This is a genomic window from Deltaproteobacteria bacterium (assembly GCA_016874735.1).
In the GTDB taxonomy this organism is placed as follows: domain Bacteria; phylum Bdellovibrionota_B; class Oligoflexia; order Oligoflexales; family CAIYRB01; genus CAIYRB01.
This window is the reverse complement of the sequence record VGTI01000001.1, coordinates 311,658-335,138: the sequence shown is the minus strand read 5'-3', so window position 1 is coordinate 335,138 and position 23,481 is coordinate 311,658. Positions and strand designations below refer to the sequence as shown.

The 23,481-nt window shown below is 52.9% G+C and carries 17 protein-coding genes and 1 tRNA gene; 11 read left to right on the top strand and 7 right to left on the bottom strand.

All coding sequences use genetic code 11. The features are described from left to right. Positions 1-32: 32 nt before the first annotated feature. The 3 genes from FJ146_01410 to FJ146_01400 all read right to left on the bottom strand — a co-directional run bounded on the left by FJ146_01410 (position 33) and on the right by FJ146_01400 (position 2,970). Entirely contained in the window at positions 33-683 is a 651-nt protein-coding gene (locus FJ146_01410) for a hypothetical protein (GenBank protein MBM4250612.1), read from the bottom strand. 267 nt (positions 684-950) lie between these two features. Then, positions 951-1,721 carry a hypothetical protein gene (locus tag FJ146_01405; protein ID MBM4250611.1) on the bottom strand — a complete coding sequence of 257 codons (771 nt, stop codon included), beginning with the start codon at positions 1,719-1,721 and terminating at the stop codon, positions 951-953. Between the two features lie 22 nt (positions 1,722-1,743). Continuing rightward, positions 1,744-2,970 (bottom strand): hypothetical protein, encoded by a 1,227-nt coding sequence (locus tag FJ146_01400; GenBank protein MBM4250610.1) that lies wholly within the window; start codon positions 2,968-2,970, stop codon positions 1,744-1,746. A gap of 78 nt (positions 2,971-3,048) precedes the next feature. On the opposite strand from FJ146_01400, the gene FJ146_01395 reads away from it, so the two are divergent. Continuing rightward, positions 3,049-3,124 (top strand) — tRNA-Ala (locus FJ146_01395). Positions 3,125-3,326: 202 nt separating this feature from the next. Here FJ146_01395 and FJ146_01390 read toward each other — a convergent pair. Beyond that, complete coding sequence (locus FJ146_01390; protein ID MBM4250609.1) at positions 3,327-4,598, bottom strand: hypothetical protein; 1,272 nt, start codon at positions 4,596-4,598, stop codon at positions 3,327-3,329. Between the two features lie 682 nt (positions 4,599-5,280). On the opposite strand from FJ146_01390, the gene FJ146_01385 reads away from it, so the two are divergent. Together FJ146_01385 and FJ146_01380 are read left to right on the top strand one after the other, a co-directional pair. Beyond that, the gene (locus FJ146_01385; protein MBM4250608.1) at positions 5,281-5,625 is read left to right on the top strand and encodes an RNA-binding protein; all 345 of its coding nucleotides are present in this window, start codon (positions 5,281-5,283) and stop codon (positions 5,623-5,625) included. A gap of 589 nt (positions 5,626-6,214) precedes the next feature. Beyond that, complete coding sequence (locus FJ146_01380) at positions 6,215-6,535, top strand: hypothetical protein (protein ID MBM4250607.1); 321 nt, start codon at positions 6,215-6,217, stop codon at positions 6,533-6,535. A gap of 299 nt (positions 6,536-6,834) precedes the next feature. On the opposite strand, the gene FJ146_01375 is transcribed toward FJ146_01380, so the two are convergent. Together FJ146_01375 and FJ146_01370 are read right to left on the bottom strand one after the other, a co-directional pair. Next, entirely contained in the window at positions 6,835-7,944 is a 1,110-nt protein-coding gene (locus tag FJ146_01375; protein ID MBM4250606.1) for a hypothetical protein, read from the bottom strand. 433 nt (positions 7,945-8,377) lie between these two features. Next, positions 8,378-9,664 (bottom strand): acyltransferase, encoded by a 1,287-nt coding sequence (locus FJ146_01370; GenBank protein ID MBM4250605.1) that lies wholly within the window; start codon positions 9,662-9,664, stop codon positions 8,378-8,380. Between the two features lie 73 nt (positions 9,665-9,737). On the opposite strand from FJ146_01370, the gene FJ146_01365 reads away from it, so the two are divergent. The 8 genes from FJ146_01365 (at position 9,738) to FJ146_01330 (ending at position 21,751) form a co-directional block, all read left to right on the top strand. Then, positions 9,738-10,547, top strand: coding sequence for a hypothetical protein (locus FJ146_01365; protein MBM4250604.1), 810 nt, complete (start codon positions 9,738-9,740; stop codon positions 10,545-10,547). Between the two features lie 69 nt (positions 10,548-10,616). Further along, positions 10,617-12,287, top strand: a complete 1,671-nt coding sequence (locus FJ146_01360) for a peptide ABC transporter substrate-binding protein (protein MBM4250603.1) — start codon at positions 10,617-10,619, stop codon at positions 12,285-12,287. A gap of 17 nt (positions 12,288-12,304) precedes the next feature. After that, positions 12,305-13,276, top strand: a complete 972-nt coding sequence (locus FJ146_01355; GenBank protein ID MBM4250602.1) for an ABC transporter permease — start codon at positions 12,305-12,307, stop codon at positions 13,274-13,276. A gap of 9 nt (positions 13,277-13,285) precedes the next feature. Beyond that, positions 13,286-14,758 (top strand): ABC transporter permease, encoded by a 1,473-nt coding sequence (locus FJ146_01350; protein ID MBM4250601.1) that lies wholly within the window; start codon positions 13,286-13,288, stop codon positions 14,756-14,758. A 30-nt stretch (positions 14,759-14,788) separates the two neighbouring features. Next, positions 14,789-15,868 (top strand): ABC transporter ATP-binding protein, encoded by a 1,080-nt coding sequence (locus FJ146_01345; GenBank protein MBM4250600.1) that lies wholly within the window; start codon positions 14,789-14,791, stop codon positions 15,866-15,868. Then, entirely contained in the window at positions 15,865-16,821 is a 957-nt protein-coding gene (locus tag FJ146_01340) for an ATP-binding cassette domain-containing protein (GenBank protein ID MBM4250599.1), read from the top strand. Before FJ146_01345 ends, FJ146_01340 begins: the two co-directional genes overlap by 4 nt. Positions 16,822-17,103: 282 nt before the next feature. Beyond that, positions 17,104-20,784 carry a hypothetical protein gene (locus FJ146_01335; protein ID MBM4250598.1) on the top strand — a complete coding sequence of 1,227 codons (3,681 nt, stop codon included), beginning with the start codon at positions 17,104-17,106 and terminating at the stop codon, positions 20,782-20,784. Further along, the gene (locus FJ146_01330) at positions 20,627-21,751 is read left to right on the top strand and encodes an FkbM family methyltransferase (protein ID MBM4250597.1); all 1,125 of its coding nucleotides are present in this window, start codon (positions 20,627-20,629) and stop codon (positions 21,749-21,751) included. The genes FJ146_01335 and FJ146_01330 overlap by 158 nt, the downstream gene beginning before the upstream one ends. Here FJ146_01330 and FJ146_01325 read toward each other — a convergent pair. Continuing rightward, positions 21,748-23,475, bottom strand: coding sequence for a DEAD/DEAH box helicase (locus tag FJ146_01325; GenBank protein MBM4250596.1), 1,728 nt, complete (start codon positions 23,473-23,475; stop codon positions 21,748-21,750). The genes FJ146_01330 and FJ146_01325 overlap by 4 nt on opposite strands. Positions 23,476-23,481 lie beyond the last annotated feature (6 nt).

The following is a 23,481-nucleotide window of genomic DNA, read 5'->3' as shown; positions in this document are numbered from 1 at the left end:
TGCCGCTGATCAGAAACTTGTGGATCAGACGCCTACCCTTTCGCCTTTGCGCTAGCCACCTTAGCCTTAGGAGCGGCCTTGGTCGCCTTTGGTGCCTCTTTATCCGTCGCTTTGGCTTTAGCCTTAGCGGGAGCTGGTTTTTCGGCCTTATCTGCTTTGTCAGCTGTCTTCTTCTCTTTAACGACGGCTACTTTACTGACGCCGGCAACCTTTTTCTCTTTAGCCGGTGCAGCCTCAGCCTTGTCAGCCTTGCCTGCTGCAGCCTTAGCCTTCACAGGCTTCTCGGCGGCTGGCTTGTCCGTTGCGACTTTATCTTCCGCAGCCTTGTCTTTTTTCGCCGCTTTGGGCGCAGCCGCCTTGGCTTCAGCTGCCTCTGGGGCCTTAGCTGCAGCCTTGGGCGCATCCTCATGATCTGCTGTCGCAGCATCAGATGTAGCGGTCATCTCTTTATGAACAACTTGGTAGAGACGCGGCCAAAGAGTGTGGTCCTTACGCAACCAAGCCTCGAACAGTTTACGCGCGGGCCTGTTGACTAGCGCCTCGCCACGGAAGTACTGGCTAAAATCACGCGCCTTTGCCAAGCCTTTTAGCTTCTGAACGTGATGCGGCAGGATAAGCAACTCTGAGCCGCGAGCTCTGAGTACGATTGATTCTTGAACCGGCAGAATCTCAACAGGTAACACGCGCCCTCACCTCAACCAAAATTAGCTCGTTCCGTAATACCAAAGCCCACAGCTCTGGATTCAGACAAATTTATACAGACCTAAATGAACAATGGCCAGTGTTTAAGCCAACCACACTTAGATTCCGTCCGGCTTAAACGCGACAGCCGTCACATGTCTGAGCGACCCTAGTAGCCTACCATGAGTTACCCAAACGCTCCTAGCGGGGCGGCGGACGCCCCCCATGCTGCTATGAATGTCCAGTAAATGTAATGGGTTATAAATAAACTAGGGCTTCCGCGACCGGCAGTTTGCATCGTCACCGGAGAAGTTACCCTCGCCCTCAATCTCGGCCACGGCTCGGTGCCGCGCGCGGAATACAGGGAAGGGGTACGACTCCTTAGCTCCCTTGGGGCTATAGCCGACCGCCTGCTTCATGAAGAATCCACGCAGCACCGTCATCAACCGCTCGATGTCGGCCGTTACCTCTGGTGCCACTTCTAAGTTGGCGCAGTCAATGATGAGGCTCCATTTGGAGTGCCACTGCATCAGGTTGTTCATGAGCTTGGATCGCAGCGTCTGAACCTGCTCCTTGGTGCTGATCAAGACCGGCTCCGAGAAACTTAACTCGATACTGTGCTGCTGAAAGTGATTCTGCAGCTGAATCGTCGAGCGAAAATCCGTAGCGACGCGATCTTTAGGTGCACGAATCCCAAGCTCAACAGCAGCATCTTCAGCGGTTATGAGCACCGGAAACGGCAGCTGCTCCAACCCAGCGTCAGCACGGTAACCAAAGCCCACCACTTTGCGGAGAAAGAATCCGTTGAAAAACTTGATCATGAGATCAAGCGCCTTCACCACCTCCGGCTGCGGACCAATGGCGAGCTCCCGACAATCCACCAGGACTTTGTAAGGCGAATGCCACGAGCTCAGCTCCTTCATCCACTGCGAGCGCCAAGACTGGACGGCCGCGGCGCTATCGAGCGTTGTCGGGGAGACAAAACGCTGAGTCATCACTTTTTGCTGATAATCGTGTTCAAATTCCATCTGCAATGGCAAACCCTAACTCTTCAAACTGCTATCAGTTTAGCTGATTATTAATTTGGCCGCGGAGCTCATCCAGGCCGTTCCCATTCACTTGCCGCACACCGTTTATGAATACGGTCGGCGTCGAATCGATGCCAAGTCTGTTGCCGATATCTATATCGTCTTTAATTTTGGCCATGACGTCCTTGCTGTTTAGACAGGTTTGGATCTGGTCCGCGCTCAGCCCCAAAGCCTGCGCCCATTCTTTGAGCTTGGCGTCGTCGATAGCCTGCTGATTCTCAAAGAGGCGATCGTGATACTGCCAAAACTTGCCGTAGGCTCCAGCACACCGTGCTAGGACTGCTGCCTTACACGAGTATTCATGCATCCGACTTGGGATCGAACTGTTGCAGGAGTTATCGAGCGGATAGTTGCGGAAGACAAATAGTACTTTGTCGCCAAACTCCTCGTGCAGCTGCTTAACGTTGCGTGCAAGTAAGCCGCAGGCTGGACACTGGTAGTCGGCAAACTCGACCACCACTACCTTGGCCGCGTCGCCGCCCTTGCGGAAGTCTTCGCCGAGCCCCGCGTAGGCTGATTTGCTAAGCGGGATGTCGTTCACCTTAGGTGTTGGTGCCGCTGCCTTTGGTGCCAGGGCCGTTTGCGGCAGGTCCAGTTTCTCTGGAAGGCGCGTGGGTTTTAAAAGATTAAACAGCCCGACCGCCAGGGCCACAGCGATAGCTGCCGTGGAGAGGCCATTGATCAGGCCCTTAAAAGTAAGTGATTCGGCCTGAGATCCCGTCTGGCGGGGGGCAATCTGCTTGCGAGCCCTGACGAGATTCCACGCCTGCAGTAATGTCACACCATAGATGCCGAAGCATATAACGCAGTAGGCATTAAGCTTCCCGACGGCAATAGCGCCGAGTGCTAGGGAAGTGACTACTCCGACCGCCACTAGGACGGCGTAGGCCAGGAGGTGGTCCTTGGCCGTCTTGATCGCCGAGCGGCCAGCAGCCAGGAGCACGAGCAGAGCCGCAAAATAACCCAGCCCCCAGACGCCCAGCGGAACCCCAGCGATCTCGCTATATTCACTAAGTGCGACTTCGTCGCAGCTAAACTTAGAGCTGATGTTGCAGGCCGCGTTGGTATGCCCCGTCGCGTGGACCTCGATATGGTGCAAGGTAGAGTATAAGGATAGGGATAGACCGACGAGGGCTAACACCGCCGCAGCCGCTAACCACGATGACCCCTTAGCGCCACGATGACTCGAAAATTCCGCCACGGAGAGCTCCTCTCATTTGGATTTTGAGTTGACAGCTAGGTACGGAAAAAGCATAACCGACAACCTACAGTGATCCTTGGGGGTATAGCTCAGTTGGTAGAGCGTCGCAATGGCATTGCGAAGGTCAGGGGTTCGACTCCCCTTACCTCCACCAGTCTTTAGATGTTTTAGTACCTCACTCGAGTGGCGCGCAATATATCGACGTCACGAAGACCCCGCCCATAAACACAGACCGTTTCGTATAAGTTTTATCCCGCGGTTTTGGTTCATTCTGATTAAAAATCGTTTCAATAGAGAATCCCGAGTCCGGTGATGGAATCTCGGGATTTGTCCCTAAACTTCTACCTAACTAAGTTTTATAACTTTCCGCGCAGTTTAAGTGCTTTCGCGATGTAATCGATAATTCCTGTATCACAATCAAAGCCCTTATCAGCATCTGGTTTCTTGACCTCTTTCGGCTGGCTATCCGCAAGGTGCCACGCACAACCAAACGACGAACTATTATCGTGCACCCAAGTTGGTACAATCCTGGTAGTTTTATTAACCCTATAACCCGCTTCACATACGCAGTCCCATCGCACCTCCTGACAGCCCTGTTCGGGATTTCCGGGATAGAATCTGCCATAGTCACTGGATTTTGCTGGCCCCCCTTCTGCACGCGCTTCATCCCCTTGATGCCTTAGATCCCTGGCTACACCGTTAGTGCACGTATCTTTCGGGAAATAGGACCCCACTTCTGCTACTGTGCCTTTACCTTGTGTTTTTCCCATCAGAGCTCCCTGCTCGGTGCAGCCTTTCCACTTCTCGTAAGGTCTGTTGTACTTGCTGGCCTGGCATTGCAAGACCTGTGTGTTTAACGTCCCCTCTAAGCCACTATCGGTAATCATTTGCATTGCTTTGGCCCGGCTTTCGTCAGCTTGTGCATTATTTAGATTGGCCTCAGATAAAGACACTGGGCTATAGTTATTCATTGCAGTTTTAATGATGTCCGTTATTCCGCTAACTGCCGCACCGGCGACTTCGCCCCCTAAAAGAAGACTAAGCTTTTGCTCTTGATCATTCTGTTTACTCACCCAGGTTCCCATAGCCGCTAAAACGGTCCCAACTTTGATCGATTTTACCTGGTCGGCCAACGAAACATTTTCATACAGATCTGATAAAGCTTTCGCATTCTTACCAGCTAACAATTTCGCTGACATAAAAGCCCGATACTTTTCGAAATCCACGGCGTTGAGTGGGCTATGCTCGACAAACTGGATCAATTTTTTTCTTGATGCATTTTTAGGCAATTCTCTGATTTTGGTTTGGCTTAATCCGATTTTCAACTGATCCCGCAACAAGGAACTCAGATCGTTAATAACAACACCTTGTACCTTCACAGCGATAGGCTCAGAAGATGATTCAATCTCGGAATTCAACGCTGCAAGATAAGATTGCTTAAAGCTTTCATCATCAGCAATTTTTCCGTAAGCGCCAAACATCTCCTCAGATTCAGGGGAGGGTGTCACATCACCCGACAAAGTAGACTTGCTGCCCGAACAACCCGTGCCGATTCCCGCCGATACCATGAGTGATACGGCCAGCGTCACCGACCAACCACCGGTAACCAACAATATTTGTCGTCTCATAATCACCTCACTCTAAAAACGGACTTGTGTTGCTGAAATCCATATTGCGATTTCTGCACCAGTGCCGATGAGGTGGTTATTTTGGTCGCTACAAAATGCGCGCCACATGCCTGATTTTAGGCACAATTTGATTGTCCGCTAATCATGTCTTCAGTCCAAATATCTGCAGATCAAAGCACAGCTGCGGGATGTCCAAGCAATTTTCAGATTGATCGATTTTCTGAATATATTTTATCGTAAATACACTTAAATATCAATCTTCGGTGACATTTGTAAAGTTGCACGACACTGCCCAATACGTAGTCACAGGATGATGCTCAAGTCGGGTTGTAGGAAACACTCCGAAAATATTGACCATATTCATGAAAGCTGGTGTTCGGGTCGTCTAGACGCCGCACGTGTGAGCCTGCACTTCGCAGCCAGGTGCGCCCATCGTCTGGATAGTCTAACGCCACCACACAACATCGTTCGCTTTCGGTATACCTAAGTTTTAAACTGGATCATAACTATAGAGGATCACTGTACAAAAATTTACCGCCCCCACAAGAAAAGAGGCGGAACGTCTCGGATCGTAACTTAAGTGAGGCATTTTATTAATAATGGTAGTACACAGATGTCCATGAACAAGAGACAATCGTTGTCTTGAGTTCTACAAATTACCTGTTTTTGGATTGAGAGAGACATGGGAAAGAAAGTTTTTGTTGGTGGTTTAAGCTGGAATACTAGTGATGACACGCTGCGTCAGGCCTTTGAGCGTTTCGGTCAAGTGGATGAAGCAAAGGTCATCCAAGATCGCGACACCGGTCGCTCCCGCGGCTTTGGTTTCGTAACCTTCGCCGATGCAGAAGGAGCCCAAATGGCGGTTTCTGGCATGGACGGCAAAGAACTCGACGGCCGCACCATTAAGGTGAACGAAGCCGAAGATAAGCCACGCGGCGGCGGCGGCGGTGGTCGCGGCGGCTTCGGCGGCGGCGGCGGCGGTGGTCGCGGCGGCTTCGGCGGCGGCGGCGGCGGCGGACGCTGGTAATTCTAGCGTTAGTTTGCAGTTAAGAGCGGTAGTTGAAGCACTTGCCTCAACTACCGCGCTCTGCAATTTGCCCAAAAAATCTTCGTGGTTCTCACGTTTGGGTGAAGTCGCTTGCTTTCAATCTAGTGCCCTTTCGCTCGTGGCTTATCAAGCTCTCCCACACTCAGTCCGCAAAGAGCCTCAAGCTCCTTACCGGACGGACCCGCAGTTATAGCGTTAGCCAACAAATCAGCGAGACATGACTGAAGTCAGATTGGCCTTACGCCGATATGTATATACATAGGATGGATATGGCTAAGACCTTGATATCAATAAGGTATGCGCCTGGCACATGAACTTGATTTAACTAAAGCGGGAGCGCTGAGCGATGCCGCTGACTAAATTTCAAAAAAACCTGCTACGCCTCCCGCAAGAGCACCGCAATCCGGATAGCTACGTAGCAGGCGCCTCCGCCATTCAGAGACATCCCGATTCGCTGCGGTAATCCGCAGATATCGCCATCTTTCATGAGGGTTATCTCGCAGTCCTTGCTGCATACGAAAGCGACCGTAAGACTCTCACCGACGCCGGATACACGGTAGATACGAACATGGCTCAGCCCAGTTTTTACCGTGCCACCGTGTCGAAGGGCGAGGATCAAGTCAAACTCGAATGGGTTAGAGATACTGCCTTTCGCTTTTTCCTGGTAGTTAAAGACGATGTATTACGATACCGACTCCACGACGTGGATTTGGCGATCAATAAATGCCTGGCTCTGGCCAACCGCTCTGAGGTGCGCGATGCTCTCGACTGCATCGAACTTGATCGTGATGCACTCTCCCTAGCTGCATCCATCGTAGCGGCCTGTGGTAAAGATCCCGGGTTTACGCCGGAGCTCATGCTCGAGCTAAGCTGGCCGCTGACTTTTTAGCGGAGTAGAGCCGTTTAGCGCGCTGCTAATCCACTACTGCAACTCTAAGTCGACAAGCCTACCGTCACTTTCACGATCGGTGACTCTGGTCTAATGATCGCAGTGAGTCAACTTATCCGCAGATCTTCAGTATCATCACTCGCCACCGTATATTTCATTGCGCTGCATTATTTTCGACAAGATTGGTGTCGTTAGGTTTTTTCTACCGTCGGGCTGAGCTGACATCCCGGAATTTTCAAATTTGCACGCGAATCCCAGCAGTGACTGAAATCCGCGGTGCATATTCTGACACGGGTCCGTTAGGTGTTACCCAAATTAATGCTGAGATTGCAACCTTTTTGGGCCTCACAAACACTTCTTCTCTCTAGAATTGCTTTTACGTCTTCGTTAGGCTTTTTCGGAGACTTCTCTTTGTCGTGCTGCCACGAGCAGCCTTGAGTCTCATTGTCTGAGTGATAGTACTTCTCACTGTTATCCTTCTTTTTATAACCTTCAGCACAATAGGCTCTCCAGTAGTGCTCACCACAGGCGAGAGTACCGGGGTAAGAGTAGGGGCTCCACACCGCCATACCATCGTTGCCGGCCATATTTTGCCTAGGAACACGCATATTAAGAGTAACATTCGGGTCGTTTAAACTGCCAGTGCACTGCAGCCACCTTTCAAGCTCAACATTCGTCCTCTCGGTAACACATGCGTCTACTGCTTTCGCACATGCATTTTTTAGCTTTTGGTTAGCGGAACGTTCAGGACCTTTGTCAATCGCGTCTATGAATTTTTCCGTGACATCGCCTCCCTTTTCGATCGCTTTGTCTGCCGATAGCAGCCCTAAAGCAGCGGATTTATTAGATCCCAAGAGCTTTTTGTAGGTCGCAACAATCAATTCAGCTCTAGTCGCCCTGACGAAATCCAACAAAGTATATTTTTTCAACAATGCGGCGAGAGCTTCCTTATTACCGTTTGCTTGTAGATTGTCGGCCGTAATGTCGTCTGCAAGTTGAAAATCTCTAAGCTCTACGCTACCGATTCCGACGCCGTGCATCTTAAGGAAGTCGGCATAAGAACCGTTGAATCCAACGTTATGTATCTTAGAATTTCGCTTAAAAATTTCGTCAGCATTTTTATACAATTTTCCGTTGGCGGTTAAATCAAAGCTTGTTTTGATACTGTAATCTGGTTTCAACGCCATCCTATTGGCAAATTGCTCTTTGAAACCAGGATCATCCTTCAACTTATCGTATATGTTGAAATGCTCTTGAGCCTCTGCCGATATGCTCGCATCGGCAAAATCTGATTTGCCTGATGAGCATGCACCGAGGATTGGCAACAACCCCGACACCAAGGCAAGCAGAGCGGTTTTGCCACTTATAATACGTGCGCCATAACTTAACTTCGTCCATGAACGGATCATTACTACTCTCCCATGAGTAATTGAGTTTGACGGAGATGACTCTCAGGCACACACGAACTGCTGGTAGCCTCGATTGATCCGAACCCAATCCTTGGGGAGCGAAGTAGTCACAAAAATAACGACAATGCGATTTTTTGAGGCGTGATTACTCAGATGCGAAAATGATGCCAATTCCTACAACGGTACCGATTACAAGGTTGCATCTAGATTTATGGTAATCGGATACCAAACAATTTCATCATGCATATAGGGGCTTTAGTAGGATTCCGTGAAATCCCAGGTAGGAACTCCGGTGTTTGTATTTCGCACCCTGAGATAGTAACTCGCAGTGTTTAAGGCTTATTCAATTCTTTGACTGGTTCCGTGGGAAATTAATGATTCCCATTTACTTTCATCCGCACAATTAGTGACTTCCGGTCCAGTTGTCTAAAAATTAAATACACCGATTACGCCAGCTAATGATTGGACGCTCCACGTAAACATAAAGCACACACCCGACCCCGACAGATAAAGTCACGGTGACCAGCCCGTGACCGATCAGGCCCACGACATTAGTCCCCAAAATCCCAAAAGTCAGGCCAGACTGAGCTAAACCGTGATTGATTAAGTTGTGGGTCAGGTAGATCGAGTAGCTCCATAAGCCTAATTGGCATAGCCACTTTTTCTGAAATAGGCGCGCAACATCACTGTCTGGTTTAGCCAACACATAGCCAAGCAGCGATGTAAACATAATTCCAATTAGTAGATAGTAGGTTAGACTCTCGATGACAGTGGCGACGACGCCAACGCCTGCTACCCCGTAGCTAAGGAGCGACAATAAATGCAGGAATAGTAGTACGACAGCGGCAATGCATCCTAGGCGCGCAAACGGCCATTTTGCCAGCGGCCAAACGTGATCCCCCGCAGTGCCAAAAGATCGCAAATAGCCATGATGACGCGCGAGAGCGAGGGCAGAGCCGATCACCAGGGGCTCTAGGCGCGTTGGGGTGAATAGGTAAAAATGAAACTCATTCCATCCCCGCATCAGTAGTACCGCTTTAAGCCCGATGCTTAGAGCTATCAAGGATCCTAGGACCCCCAGTGGTCGCCAGCGTCTAAAGCTCATGACGACTAGTGGCCACACCAGGTAAAATTGCTCCTCAATAGCCAGCGACCAAGCCACCGTCACGGGATCCTTAGGCATGTCGTTAAGCCTAAGCATCATGAAGTTGGCGAGGAACCCATAGTACCACGGTGCATGGTCACGCCACGTCGCGGCCATCTCGGGCGTGATCAATTCAGTAAATATTTGCGGGAGCACAAAGGTCGTTACCGTTAGGACTACGTAGTAAAGCGGCACGATACGCCAGAACCGTCGTAGGTAGAAGCGAGCCAGATATGTTTTGGTGTTTAAAGTCTCGAGTAAAATGCTGGTGATGAGAAAACCTGACAGCGCAAAGAATAGCTCCACCCCAATCCAACTAAGGGCATACACGGCGCGAAAGATCGGGCTGATGTCAGTCCCGAACTCGCCTATATGACCGATCATGACCATCGCAATAGCGAGACCACGGACTCCATCAAGAGCCTTGACGCGGCCCTCAGTAATGCGAGCGCCGGGGAATTCTGGGACCGGGGCAATGACTTGAGTATGTGCTACTTGCGCCGTCAATCTAGACTCCATATAACGCGGTGTTGGGGCCGCGGCAGGGGACTCGCTTATTTTGTGATTTTTAGTCATGATAGCAGCTCGTTACCTAAAGTGACAAAATTCGCTCGACCCCGTGCGACAATCAGCAATACTGGATATTTTGATGAGTGCACCTGCGAGCCAGTTAGACATAAGGCGCCCGACGCAAGATGTACCGATCCGGGCCGTCACCCTACTCACGCACGGCTTCAATCTAAGGCCTGCGCGCCTCGGCGACATCGCCCAGCTATTGCAGTCGCTTGGTCACATGGTCGTCACTTTGACGCTGACTGGTCATGACGGCAACTACGCCAGTCTTGCCGCTGTGACGCGGGATATTTGGCTCGAGGACATGCGGCAGGCAATAGCCAAAGCTGCCATTCTGAGTAAGCAGTATGGTGTGCCGCTCAACTTCGTCGGTATTTCACTCGGAGCCTTGCTAAACGTCGATTTTGTCAACGATGATGAGCATAATGATGGCGCAACGCCCGTCTTTCATAAACGCGCCCTCATCGTGCCAGCTATACGACTGCGCTGGTACGCGCGTCTCATCAAGACCCTTAATCTACTACCTTGGGTCAAACATATTCCTAGTCGTTCACCGCCGGCTTTTCGCGTCCATGACCAGCTGCCGCTCATGGCCTATAACGCCGTATTTGCCAGCGCTGCGGCGACGGCTGAGATCAGCGCTCACAATCTAAATATACCGACGATGATCTTTGCGGCGCCGCGTGACGAGCTCGTCAGCTACGTCGGTTTAGCGCGCTTACTCAAGCGTTATCCTCATGCGCGATGGACGCTCGTGCCGCTTGATAATGCTGCGTCCCAAGTGGCGCCCCATTTTGCTCATAATTGTGTCGACAGTGAGTCAATGGGGCATAGTTGTTGGTCGCAGTTCACTGAGATGCTCTCGCGGTTTCTAGAAAGCGCTTGAATTTCTGAGTAATTATCCGTAAAAAAGCGAGAGCCTTAGGCTTCATTCTGCCTAAATTAGGGTACCTCCATGCTGCGATTATTTACCCAATGCCGGCGCTTTTCGGCCTGGTGTGTAGTGTGGGCGTTCGTGTTCGGTGCCGTTCCTGGCTATGCTGGTCAGAAATCACGATCTGAGCGTATGAGTGCTCAGGAGATTTATTTCAGCGCTGGCGATGAGCCACCGTCCTTGGACCCCACTAAACAAGCTGACACGATTAGTTCGATGTGGCTGGGTCACATCTACGAGGGTCTGATGTCCTACGACGCCGTAGGTAACGTGATCCCTGGCGCCGCTGAGAGCATGAGTGTCAACGACGATAAGACGGTTTGGACGTTCAAGCTGCGGGACAAAGCCAAGTGGCAAGACGGTGTGCCGCTGCGCGCGCAGGACTTTGTCTTCTCGTGGCGGCGCTTGGTCGATCCTAATTATGCTAGCGAGTACTCGTTCATTGCCGACACGGCAGGGATTAAAAATGCCGGCGCCATTATTGCTAAGAAGCTCCCCAAAGAGCAGCTAGGCGTCGTCGCACTCGATGACAAGACCCTGCAAGTCACGCTGAGTCGGCCTGTAACTTTTTTCGATTCGCTAGCGACTTTTCAGGTGTTCTATCCACTGCGAGAGGACATCGTGGCTAAGTTTGGCGACAAGTTTGCGATCGATCCAGCCAGCATCGTCGGCAACGGACCGTTTATGTTAGGCGCGTGGCAGAAGGAGCAGTCTCTACGGATTGAGCGCTCCCCCACGTACTGGGATGCGGCGCGGATTCAAATCAACGCTATCGAGTCCCCATCGATGGTCAAGGATTCGCAGGCTAACTTCAATAATTTCCAAACTGGTGGGATCGACTACACGACGACTTCGTCACCGGAGATCATTAAGCAGGCCCTAGCGGCGCGCCTAAAGATTAAGAGCTTCCCCACCGGCTGTACCTCGTACCTGGCGTTCAATGTGCGTCCTGGCCGTCCCTTTACGGATAAAAGGCTGCGGCAGGCGGTGCGCGACGGCATCAGTCGCAGTGAGTACGTGAATAAGATTCTCGGTGTTCCTGGGTACAAGCCAACCTTCGGCATCATCCCCGACTACATGCCGGGATCGCGCAAGGGCCTCACTTTTAGACGCGAGGCGCCGCTTAAATCCCGTGACGCGGATTATCCAAGTTCTCAGCTTAAGCTGCAGGACTACTTGCAGGCTACCGGTAAGGCGTCTGCACCGAGTTTTACCATCCTGGCTGACGACGGTACTTTGGCAAAGAAGCTGGTGGAATACTGGCAGAACAGTTTGGCTAAGATCCTCCACACCGAGGTCCGGGTGGAGAGTGTACCGTTTAAGACGCGGTTGCAGAAATCACGCGACGGCAATTTTGACATCACGCTTGCTGGGTGGTGCCCCGACTACCGCGATCCCATGACGTTTATGGACCTCTTTACCAAGGGCAACGACAACAACATGGGTGGCTGGGTCAACGCGACGTACGAGGACCTGATCGTTAAGGCCGCACATGCTTCGGATCCCGTGCAACGGGTAGCGATTTTTGCCGCGGCGGAACGCATCCTGTGGGACGAGAGTCCGATCGTACCTATAGACCAAACTGGTGGCGCCTTTGTCGTGGCTCAGGCTCTAAAGCAAGTTCGTCACAATGGCTTTGGTTTTAGCCCAGACTTTCGCTATGCCGTTTGGCAGCCCGAGACTAAGCATTAAATGACGCGGAGTACCCGATGACACATATTTTATCATGGGGTTTCGTACGCTACGTCGGGCAGCGACTTGCAATGGCCGTGTTGACGTTGTGGGCCCTAGCATCGTTGACCTTCGTCTTCATGCGGGCTGTACCCGGCGATCCGCTGACGCGGACCAAGGAGATCCCGGCAGCTGTGCGGGCCAATCTTGAAGCCAAATACGGTCTGAATAAGCCCCTCTTCGAGCAGTACACGATCCAGATGCGGCGCATGTTTCTCCATGGTGATTTTGGCGAAAGTTTTCGCACGGTCGACCGCAGTGTCAATCGCATGATCATCGAGAATTTTCCTGCCTCTGCAGCTATCGGGATTTACGCCCTAGTTTTTGGGACGACTATTGGTCTCACTTTAGGGATATTGGCAGCGCTCTACCGCAATACTTTGATTGATCGAGCAGCGATGGTCCTATGCGTCATCGGTATAGCTATACCGTCGGCGCTGATCGCTTATGTCGTGCAGTACTTATTTGCGGTGTTTCCCCTTACTCATTTTCATATTGATGGCGGGCATTGGTTTAGACCTGTGGGCTGGGGGCAATTCCGCGATGTGATTCTGCCGGGCACGACGCTCAGTCTCAGCATCATCACGCTGATGACGCGCTATATGCGGAGTCAGATGGTGGACGTGGCTTTTGCCGAGTTTGTCCGTACGGCTAAGGCCAAGGGCGCTTCAACGCCACGAATCGTAGTGCTGCATCAACTCCGCAACGCGATCCTGCCGGTGGTGTCTTTGCTTGGGCCCATTTTTGTGAGCGCTATCTCTGGATCGCTACTCATCGAGAACGTCTTCGGAGTGCCAGGGCTCGGTGCCGCCTATTTTAACTCGATCAGCAACAACGACTACAACGTACTGATGGGACTCACAGTCTTTTACGGGGGCTTTTTTATTGTCATCAACTTGATCACAGATGTGGTCTATGGGCTCATCGATCCTCGGATTCGGTTTGGTTAGGAGCGTGCCGTGACTACTAGTGACATCACTTGGGAAAAGCTAGCGCCTGAACTCCTGCAGCCGCTCCAGACGGACGGCGCTGCAGCAGAGGTTATTTCCCGTCCGGCTTTAACCTATCTGCAGGACTCACTCCATAGACTCAGGCAAAATAGCCTCGCTATGATCTCCCTGGTGGTGATCACCTTGGTGACTTTGGCCGGCATTGTTGGCCCGTGGTTTTTTCCAAAATCCGCTGGCGGTGTCGCCTACGAGAATCAGCAGAATCCGCACGATATCAACCAAGGTCCCACGCGCAGCGCGCCCCTTCTAGTAGTCGATGATTTTGCCCCGGTGCCCGAGGAACGTCTAGATCGCAACTACGACCAACAAGCACCGCTTCTGAGTGCAGGCGACTTAAAGGCGCCGCCATCGGTGCACATCGACGGAGACGCAACCGTCGACGGCGTCAATCTCGTCTGGCAACCGGTAGTCGGGGTATCTGGATACGCACTATTTCGCGTCATCAAAACGAATGATCAGTCGGTCAGTCTCCAAGATCTTGCCGACGGCACGGCGGAGCGTGGTCTTGGTATTATCGAGATCAATGATCCGACGCAATATTCCTACTATGATGGTCTGGGGCTCGATCCATCCGAGGTCTATCAGTACTCCATCGTCAGCTTTGTCGATGATCCTGTCACAGGGGAGCGTTACTACAGCCAAAGAGCGGCCACCATTGAGACTAAACTTATAAACACGATTAAGCTCACCGACGCACAGGCTATCGATCCTGCGGCCAAGGTTGGTGGCACGATTGCGGGGCGCGCGCATTTATTTGGCACCGACGCTCTTGGACGCGATGTCCTAGCACGGATGATTCAGGGCACGCGCGTTGACATGCTACTGGCCCTGCTCGTACCAAGTCTTTGTATTTTGATTGGGCTCGTGTTTGGTGCTTTTTCTGGTCTCATGGGTGGACGTGTCGACACCGTCTGTATGCGGATTGTCGAGATCGTCGATAACTTCCCCGACCTTTTGATCTTCATCATCTTGCAGGTGGCGATCGGCAAGGGCTTGCTGAGCCTCGTCATCGCGCTCACTGCTTTTAGTTGGGCTGGATTTGCGCGCATTGTTAGGGGCGAGGTACTGCGCATGCGTGAACTCGAGTTCGTTCAAGCGAGTAAACTACTCGGTGCTCCCGTGGGACGCCTTATTACGCACCACATTGGACCTAATTTGCTTGGTCTCATCATCATCGCGTGGTCAGCGCGGATACCTGGCGTGATTGCGTCGGAGGCATTTCTCTCGATGCTTGGACTGGGTCTAGAGCAACCCACGCCGTCGTGGGGTAACGTCGTGTTCGATGCGGCGCGGCGCCTGCAGGTCAACCCTGTCCAGTTTTTCTTACCGGCCTCGGTACTTGGTGTGACCTTGCTTTGCTTCTATCTACTCGGGGATTCGATGCGTGACGCCTTTGACCCCAAACTGCGCGGCCGGAATTAGGACGAGAATCTGTCACGAGGAACTGTAACGATGAGTCAGCCTCAATCACACGATAGCGCCGGTGCTCAGGTCCTCCTTGAGACTCGCGATCTTAGCGTTAATTTCACCGTTCATGGCGGTGAGGTGAAGGCTGTGCGCAATGTTTCATTTAAAGTTTACGAGGGCGAAACACTCTGTATCGTCGGCGAATCGGGATCAGGCAAATCAGTCACCGTGCAGTCGCTCCTGGGCCTTTTGCCTACACCGCCAGCACGCGTAATCTCTGGCAAGATTGTGTTTGGTCAGCGCGACCTTTTGCAAATCAGTCGCAAGGAGATGCGGCAAATCGCTGGCGGCGCAATTGCCATGGTTTTTCAGGATCCTCTGGTTAGTCTCAATCCGACCATGACCGTTTACGATCAGATTGCAGAGGTATTGCTGCTGCATACGGAGATGGATGCCCAGGCTAGACGCCACCGGGTGCTGGAGCTCCTAGAACTCGTGCGCATTCCGGAGCCTATAAAAAGGCTGAAGCAATTTCCGCACGAGCTCTCGGGCGGGATGCGTCAGCGCGTCATGATAGCTATGGCCCTCGCCTGCAATCCTAAATTGCTCATCGCTGACGAACCTACAACAGCACTAGACGTCACGATTCAGGCTCAGATCCTTTCGCTCATTCGCGATCTCGCCCACCGCCTCAACATGGCAACGATCCTCATCACACATGATCTGGGCGTCGTTGCTAAGATGGCCGATCGCGTCATCGTCATGTACGGCGGCCAGGTGATCGAAGAGGGCAAGGTCGACGACGTATTCTACCAACCCAAACACCCGTACACTGTTGGGCTGCAGCGAGCTATGCCTAGGGACGAGACTTCGTCGCATCAGCCATTGACGCCCATTCCAGGTAGTCCTCCCGACCTATTCAGTCCGCCCGTGGGCTGCGCCTTTGCTCCGCGGTGTCCGGCTGTCATGCGCATCTGTGTAGAGCGCGCACCACCGGAGGTCCATGCGGGCAGCACGAGGACCATGTGCTGGCTGCAGCATCCTCAGGCTACTGAGCAGCGCCGCGCGGCAGGTGTGTATGTGGTGGGCGGAACACAGCAGCAAGCCGACGGAGTGCAGAGATGACGGCTCCACTTTTAACAGTCAAAGAAGTCAGCAAATACTTTCACCTTGGTCACGGACTGCAACTCCACGCCGTAGAGCGAGTATCTTTCACCATCAATCCAGGCGAGACCTTGGGTTTGGTCGGTGAGTCCGGGTGTGGCAAATCTACATTGGGACGCGTCCTAGTGCGGATGTACGAGCCGACGGCTGGCGACATTCAGATCGACGGCCAGTCCGTCGCTGGACGATTGACCAAGGCGCGGCGACGTCAGTTTGCGCGCCAGGCACAGATGATTTTCCAAGATCCCTACGCCAGCCTCAATCCCCGGATGACGGTCGGCGACATCATTGCTGAGGGCCCCGACATTCATGGGCTGTGGACACGTGCCGAACGAGCCGCAAGGGTGGCTTCTTGGCTTGACCGCGTTGGTCTCCTGCCGGAACATGCTTTTCGTTTTCCGCATGAATTTTCCGGTGGGCAGCGTCAGCGTATTGGTCTGGCGCGCGCCCTCGCCCTCGAGCCCAGGTTTGTCGTCTGCGATGAACCTATTTCGGCACTGGACGTCTCCGTGCAAGCGCAGGTGGTGACGCTCCTGCAAGATCTACAGCGAGAACTTGGCCTTACCTACCTTTTCATCGCCCACGGCCTCAGCATGGTGCGCTATATCTCATCACGCATGGCCGTCATGTATCTCGGTCAAATTGTTGAGCTCGGGTCGGCGGACGAGGTGTTTTTTAGACCTCTGCACCCCTATACCCAAGCCTTGGTGGCGGCAAATCCTTTGGCGGACCCCCAAAAAGAGCGTAGTCGCCCGGAACAACTCTTAAAAGGCGAACTTCCGAGTCCCATAAATCCGCCTCCAGGCTGCCGCTTTGCAGCACGCTGTCCACAAGCTGACCAGCAGTGTCGCCAGGTGACACCGCACTTAAGACAAATTGCGAAAGGACACGACGTCGCCTGTCACAAGGTCTAGGCAACCATGACTCACCCCAAAAACCGGCTCTAGGCAAAAATCTACTCTTGCTTTGCGGCGCACAAACTGTGAAGCTAGTAGGAAGTGGTCAAAGGGCTACCGTGCCGCCGAAGGCAACCTCACCAAGGATTGCAAGCCGTTACTGAAGGCGCCGGTTTAAGACCAGAAACAAGAAGTCCTCAACAAGAGCAGGACCGCGTAGGAGTTACCCATTTGAGGCGAGGACGCCGTGGGCGTGGCCGTTCAGGCAAGCGTTCCCCCAATCACGTTAGTGTACATGGTATGAGACCCCCTCGGGGCATCGGCGGGCTGACAACAGCTCTCGCGGTGGACATTGAGGATCAGGTAAGAGTGCGCGGCGAGGGCTACTACCGCCAAAAGCGCGTCGTCTTAACCAACGTCGCACCGGAGCGTTTGACGGCTGACGTTAAGGGCAAAGGTGCCCTATATCACGTGACGCTGGAGATGGCGGTCGACGCTCAGCGTCAAAGATCCACCATCAGTGCTCTTTGTGACTGCCCCTTCTTTGCCGGAGGTAAGGGATACTGCAAGCATATTTGGGCGACACTGTGTATGGCAGATGGCACGGCCGCGTGTGAGTTCAAGGCACCGACTGATCATCCGATCGGGTTCCACACCAAGTTTCTGCAGGCTAATCCCAGCCGTATGCGAGCTGTGGTCAGCGCTGAACCTGACGCCTCGGGACGCATCAGGGCCTTCTCGGCAGCAAGTCACGCGGCACCACCTGCGCAAAAAGAGCCCGAGCCCCATAAAAATCGTGGCCACGGTGACCAATTATCGTGGCGCGAGACGCTGAAGCTCATCGGCCATGCTCAGCGCGAACTCGTCGAACCCCGTCAGCGAGCTGCTACCAAAAGCGCACAAAGTGATGTTTATTACATCATCGATGCCGAATCGACGCGGCGCAGCGGTCTACTAACACTTTGTTTATTCCGCCGGACTCCGCAGGCTGATGGCAGCACGGGTGACCATAAGCAAAATGTCCAACTGTCCGCAGCTCCAGTCGACGTCAAGGCCCTCGAGGGTTTTGCAGAAGGTCCGGATCGTGACGTCCTGACACAAATTTTTGGCACTGCGAGCACGACAGTAGCACGAGCCGGTTCATGGGACGAAGCGAATGCACCACTGCGTACGCGCGTTCATTCGTTTGTGGTAGCCGAGAGTTTGCGCCCTCAACTCATGAGCATGATGGCGGCGACTGGTCGCTTCGGCTGGCTCGGCATCGATGATGCCAAACTTGAAACCACGCTCAACATCGGTCTCGATGCCTTCCACGCCCTATCGTGGGATATGCGTGATCCGTGGATCTTTCGGCTCGCCGTAGCCGTACGCAAACAGGACAGGACCTGGATCGTGCGCGGTGAGTTTAGGCGCGGCCGTATCACGGTACCGCTACTCGACATTTTAGCTGCGTTCCCCGATGGCACGGTGATCTTCAAAGATCGGGTCATCCACATCGCGATGCCAGATCCGCGGCTCTGTGGCTGGATCAACACCCTGAAGCAGGTGCAATCGATTAAGGTGCCTAAGGCCGATCAGGCTGCATTCCTTCGCTCCTTTGTTGATTTAGCCAATTCGCCGCAACTCGATTTGCCGAGCGATAGTGGATGGCGCATCGTCGTTGGCGAAGCGAAACCTAAGCTCATATTCTTGGCGACGCCGATCACCGACAAGGCCATGGTACTCATGGCCAATTACGAGTTTGAATACGAGGCGCCACCGACACCGCCACCGATGCCACAACGCCCGCATGATCAAAGGCGCCATGGTCGTCGTGGCCAGAGGCAACATCAGATCGAGGCGCCAGCTGGGCAAACTCCGACGGACCAAGCTACCGCTGATCAAGCGCAGCAAGAGCAGACACTACCCTTCGAGCAGGCTGCTGAGCAGGGTTTAGAGACACCAACTACGCAAGCTCCACAGGTGCCACAAGCACCGCAGCAACCTGAGCCTCCCGCACCGCCGCGCATCGTGCTGCGCCGGGACCGCGTCAAAGAGGAGCAGCTTGTTAAGGATCTCTGTGAGCATGCTGGTGTACATCCCTCGGCTGGCCGCGCAGTGACTGGTGCCGACGTCTTTGTCGATGCATCCAATTTGCCGACGCTAGTGGCTGATCTCAACACACATGGTTGGGCGGTTGAGGCTGAGGGCAAAAAGCTCCGGGCAGGGCGCAGTTTCAATGTCGACGTGAAGTCTGGCGTAGACTGGCTCGATCTGCGCGCAAGTTTTGATTTTGGTGGCACCACAGTTGAGTTGCCAAGGCTCCTAGATGCTCTGCGTCGCGGCGATAACCGTGTGCAACTTGGTGACGGCACGGTGGGTTTACTCCCCGAGTCGTGGCTCAAGAAGCTGGATCCCATCCTGCGTATGGGCGAGGACGGTCAGGGCGATGAGCTACGTTATCGCACCAGCCACGCGGCCTTTCTTGACGTGCTGGTGTCAGAGGCTGCTGAGGCGAGTCTCGACCAATCATTCGCAGCTTACAGACAAAAACTGGCAGCATTCTCCGGCGTCACGGCGCGTGATCCAGCCCCGTCGTTTATCGGTGAGCTCCGTCCTTACCAAAAGCAGGGCCTTGGCTGGCTCGAGTTCCTAGACGAATTTGGCTTTGGCGGCTGCCTTGCCGACGACATGGGTCTAGGTAAAACAGTTCAGGTACTAGCCTATTTACATAAGCGCCGCCTCGCAGCCAAAGAGCGCGACGAAGATCTGTTGCCGTCGCTCATCGTTGCTCCTACTAGTTTGATTTATAACTGGCAGGACGAGGCTAAACGTTTCACACCTGATCTCAAGGTCATGGCGCACGTTGGTGCATCAAGGCCAAAAGATGCGCGGACTCTGCGCAAGTATGACGTGATCGTTACGTCTTACGGCACGATGCGCAGTGACATTGAACTCCTTCAGTCTGTGTCGTTTGATTACGTGATTCTTGACGAGGCACAGGCGATCAAAAACGAGTCGACACAGTCGGCTAAAGCTGCACGTGCGCTGAAAGCGCAACGTCGTCTGGCAATGTCAGGTACTCCGGTCGAAAACCGTATTGCCGAACTCGGCTCCATTTTCCGGTTTTTAAATCCCGGCATGCTCGACAGTGCAGCCGTATTCGGCGACCTCTTCAGCGGCAGCGGCAAACTGACCGGTGGCAAACTAGAGACACTGGCTCGCGCCCTACGTCCCTTTATCTTGCGTCGTACCAAAGAGCAGGTGCTCCCAGAACTTCCAGGTAAAACTGAGAGCACCGTATACTGTGTCCTCGAGCCTGATCAGCAGCGGGAGTACGATGAACTGGCTGCTCACTACCGTGACTCGCTTAAGAAGAAGATCAAGTCCGCGGGTCTGGGCAAATCGCGGATGCACGTCCTTGAGGCGCTTCTGCGGTTGCGCCAGCTTGCCTGCCACCCTGGTCTTATTGATTCTGCCCGAGCGATGGAATCCAGTGCCAAGCTAGATCTACTCGAAGACGAGCTGCAAGAGGTCATGGACTCCGGACGCAAGGCTCTGGTCTTTAGTCAGTTCACGTCGATGCTAGCCATTGTTAAGGCTAGGCTCGATGCCAAAGGTATCGTCTACGAGTATCTGGATGGCTCGACTACGGATCGCAAAGAGCGCGTCGAGCGCTTCCAGACGGATCCAAACGTTCGGGTCTTCCTCATCAGCCTCAAGGCTGGAGGCGTCGGCCTTAACCTGACTGCGGCGGATTACTGCTTCATCCTTGACCCCTGGTGGAACCCAGCAAGCGAAGCCCAGGCTATCGACAGGGCGCACCGCATTGGCCAAGTCAATCATGTCTTTGCATACCGACTCATTGCGCGTGGCACTGTCGAGGAGAAGATTCTATCGCTCCAAGCAGCCAAGCGTCAGTTGGTGGAAGGTATTATTGCCGAGGATGGCAACGTCCTGGCTGATTTGTCGTCTAAGGATTTGGACTTCCTGTTTAGTTGATAACTTAAGTTGTTCACCAAGGATCTGTGCGGCAGGTCTTAGAATTTGTTCCGTGGAAGTGCAAAAAATGATTTTACATCGCCTCAGAAGGGTCAAAGAACTATTAACCTCCCCCACGTATCGTCGCGTTTTGCTATGTCGTATTTACTGCCGCTTACTGCGTCACTTGAATCCCAATCTAAGATACTTGGGCCTCGCTGATGGCAACGAGACTACCTTCATGTTCCTGCACGATAATGTCGTGACACCTTATACGGTCGCGGTTGGCCATTTTGCGCGCAACGATCTCGAGGCAGTCCTAAAGTTGTGTGCCAAAGTAGGTAAATCTCTGGGAGGAACTTTTTTAGATGTAGGGGCTAATATTGGGACTACTACCATTTATGCTTTGAAATCTGGTAGCTTCAACAAGGCCGTGTGTATTGAACCAGCACCGAGCAACCTCGAAGTATTACGTCTAAACATGGAAGCTAATGGGATCGCTGAAAAAGTCATCGTAAGTCCTCATGCAGTGTCTACGGCCAAAGGCCAACTCAAGTTAGCCCTATCAAAAGAAAATTGCGGCGATCATCGCATTCAAGGCAATCCTACAAGCGCTGCTGGCACATCCGTGGATGTTGACGTAGATACTTTGGATAACCTGCTTGTCACTCACCAAGTAGATGCGGCATCGGTGTCTTTAGTCTGGTGTGACACGCAGGGCCACGAGGGTTTTGTCTTAGCCGGATCTGAATCACTGATCAGACGACAAGTACCTTTTTGCATTGAGTTTTGCCCACACGATCTCGTTGACGCCGGCAGTTACGAGCAATTAATCAAAATTATCGAGCAAAAATTTGAGAAGTTCGCTGAAGTTGGCGGACAACATGCCGGCGAGTTTTTACCAACCGAGCGTATACGCGATTTTGCCAAGAAGTTTGACGGTACAATTTATCACACAGACTTGTTCCTTATACCTCGGCCGGTCTAAAGAAAGACCTTTTCCCGTATCTCCCAAAACTGCTTCTTCTTCCGCGCAATGATGAACATCGGGAGTCGAAGCAGATGCTGCGCACTGATCACATCGTCCACGCCGGCAATCTCTGGCGCTGCTTCTGGGCGCCGCAGGTGCATGCGCAAAAATCCGTAGTTAAACGCCCGGATACTGGCCTTTCCGTTTAGATAATGGAATTCCTTCAGGTGATTGCCGTCGCAGTCGTAGTAGCGAATCTCCAGAAATTCCTGCTGGCGCCGGTCGATGCGCGGATGTAGCTCCATGAAATCGGGGCGCATCACATGGGCATCCTTAAGGCTCATAGCCTCGCGCAAGGACTTATCAGGATCGACCAGCATCTCGTTACAGCCAGAGCAAACGCGGGCGGCAATGTCATTTTCCGTGTCGCAATGGGGACATAGTTTAGAGCGGAAAAAGTAAGAGCAACGCTCCACTTTGAACGTCTCCAGGCATTCCGTAGCTCCCTTGCACTTGCGACCAAAGTGTTCGACGATCTCACCTTCGTCGTCCACTAAACCCCAGAACTCATTGTCGTAGTTGCAGAGGGGACATGGGACGATCACAATTTGCGCCTCGGCACATGGTCGCGAGTCCTCAATCTCAGGCCTGAATAAATCATGACCCTGGCCGGTGTAATCAAGGATTAAACAATCTTCCTTGCCGGGACTAAGGCGCAGCCCGCGACCGACAATTTGCTGATAGAGACTTACCGATTCGGTAGGGCGCAAGACAGCAATCACATCGACATGAGGAGCATCAAATCCCGTGGTAAGCACCGATACGTTGACGAGAAACTTCAACTCACGCTGCTTAAATCTATGGATAATCGCGTCACGCTGAGAGCCCTCAGTCTCACCAACAACCACCGCCGACATTTCTTGCGGTAGTAATTTAAAGATCTCTTCCGCGTGTCTGACGGAACTCGTAAAGATCATGACGCCCTGACGGTCACGTGCCATGTCGATAATATTTTCGACAATCACGGGAGTGACGCGCGACTGATCTTTAAGGACCTTCTCCACCTCTGCCAAAGCAAAACTGCCCTGAGCTCCCGAAAGTTTCAGCTGCGAAAAGTCGTAGCAGGCCACTGGTGCATCAATCTTAATGGGCTGCGTCAGATAACCTTGATTGATCATGGTGGCGAGCGATAGCTCATAGACGCACTTTTTAAAGAACCGCTCCTGCTCAGTCCTGATCATACCTCGATGATGATACTGGTAGATCCAGCCTAGACCCAGTCGGTACGGCGTCGCCGTAAGTCCCAGGATGCACAGTTTGGGATTAGCGGCACGCAAAATCCGGATCACCTGCGCGTACTGCGTGTCCTCAGCCAGCGACACACGGTGACACTCGTCAATGATGAGGAGTGAAAATGCGGCAAAAAATTCACGTTTAGCCCGTGCCACAGACTGGATACTGCCGAAGATCACCTTCTCCGCACTATCCTTCCGGTCCAATCCCGCTGAATATATCCCGGCAGAGAGATCGTAACTGATGTACTTGCCATAGTTCTGCTCGACCAGCTCCTTAACGTGAGCAAGCACCAGCACGCGCCCTTTAGCTATACGTGCTAATTCTGCAATCACCAGACTTTTGCCGGCACCAGTAGGCAGCACTATAACCGCCGGACTGCGCTGGTGACGAAAATGATCGACAGCGGATTGCACCGCCTCGGTTTGATAGGGTCTGAGCTTATACATCTAGGG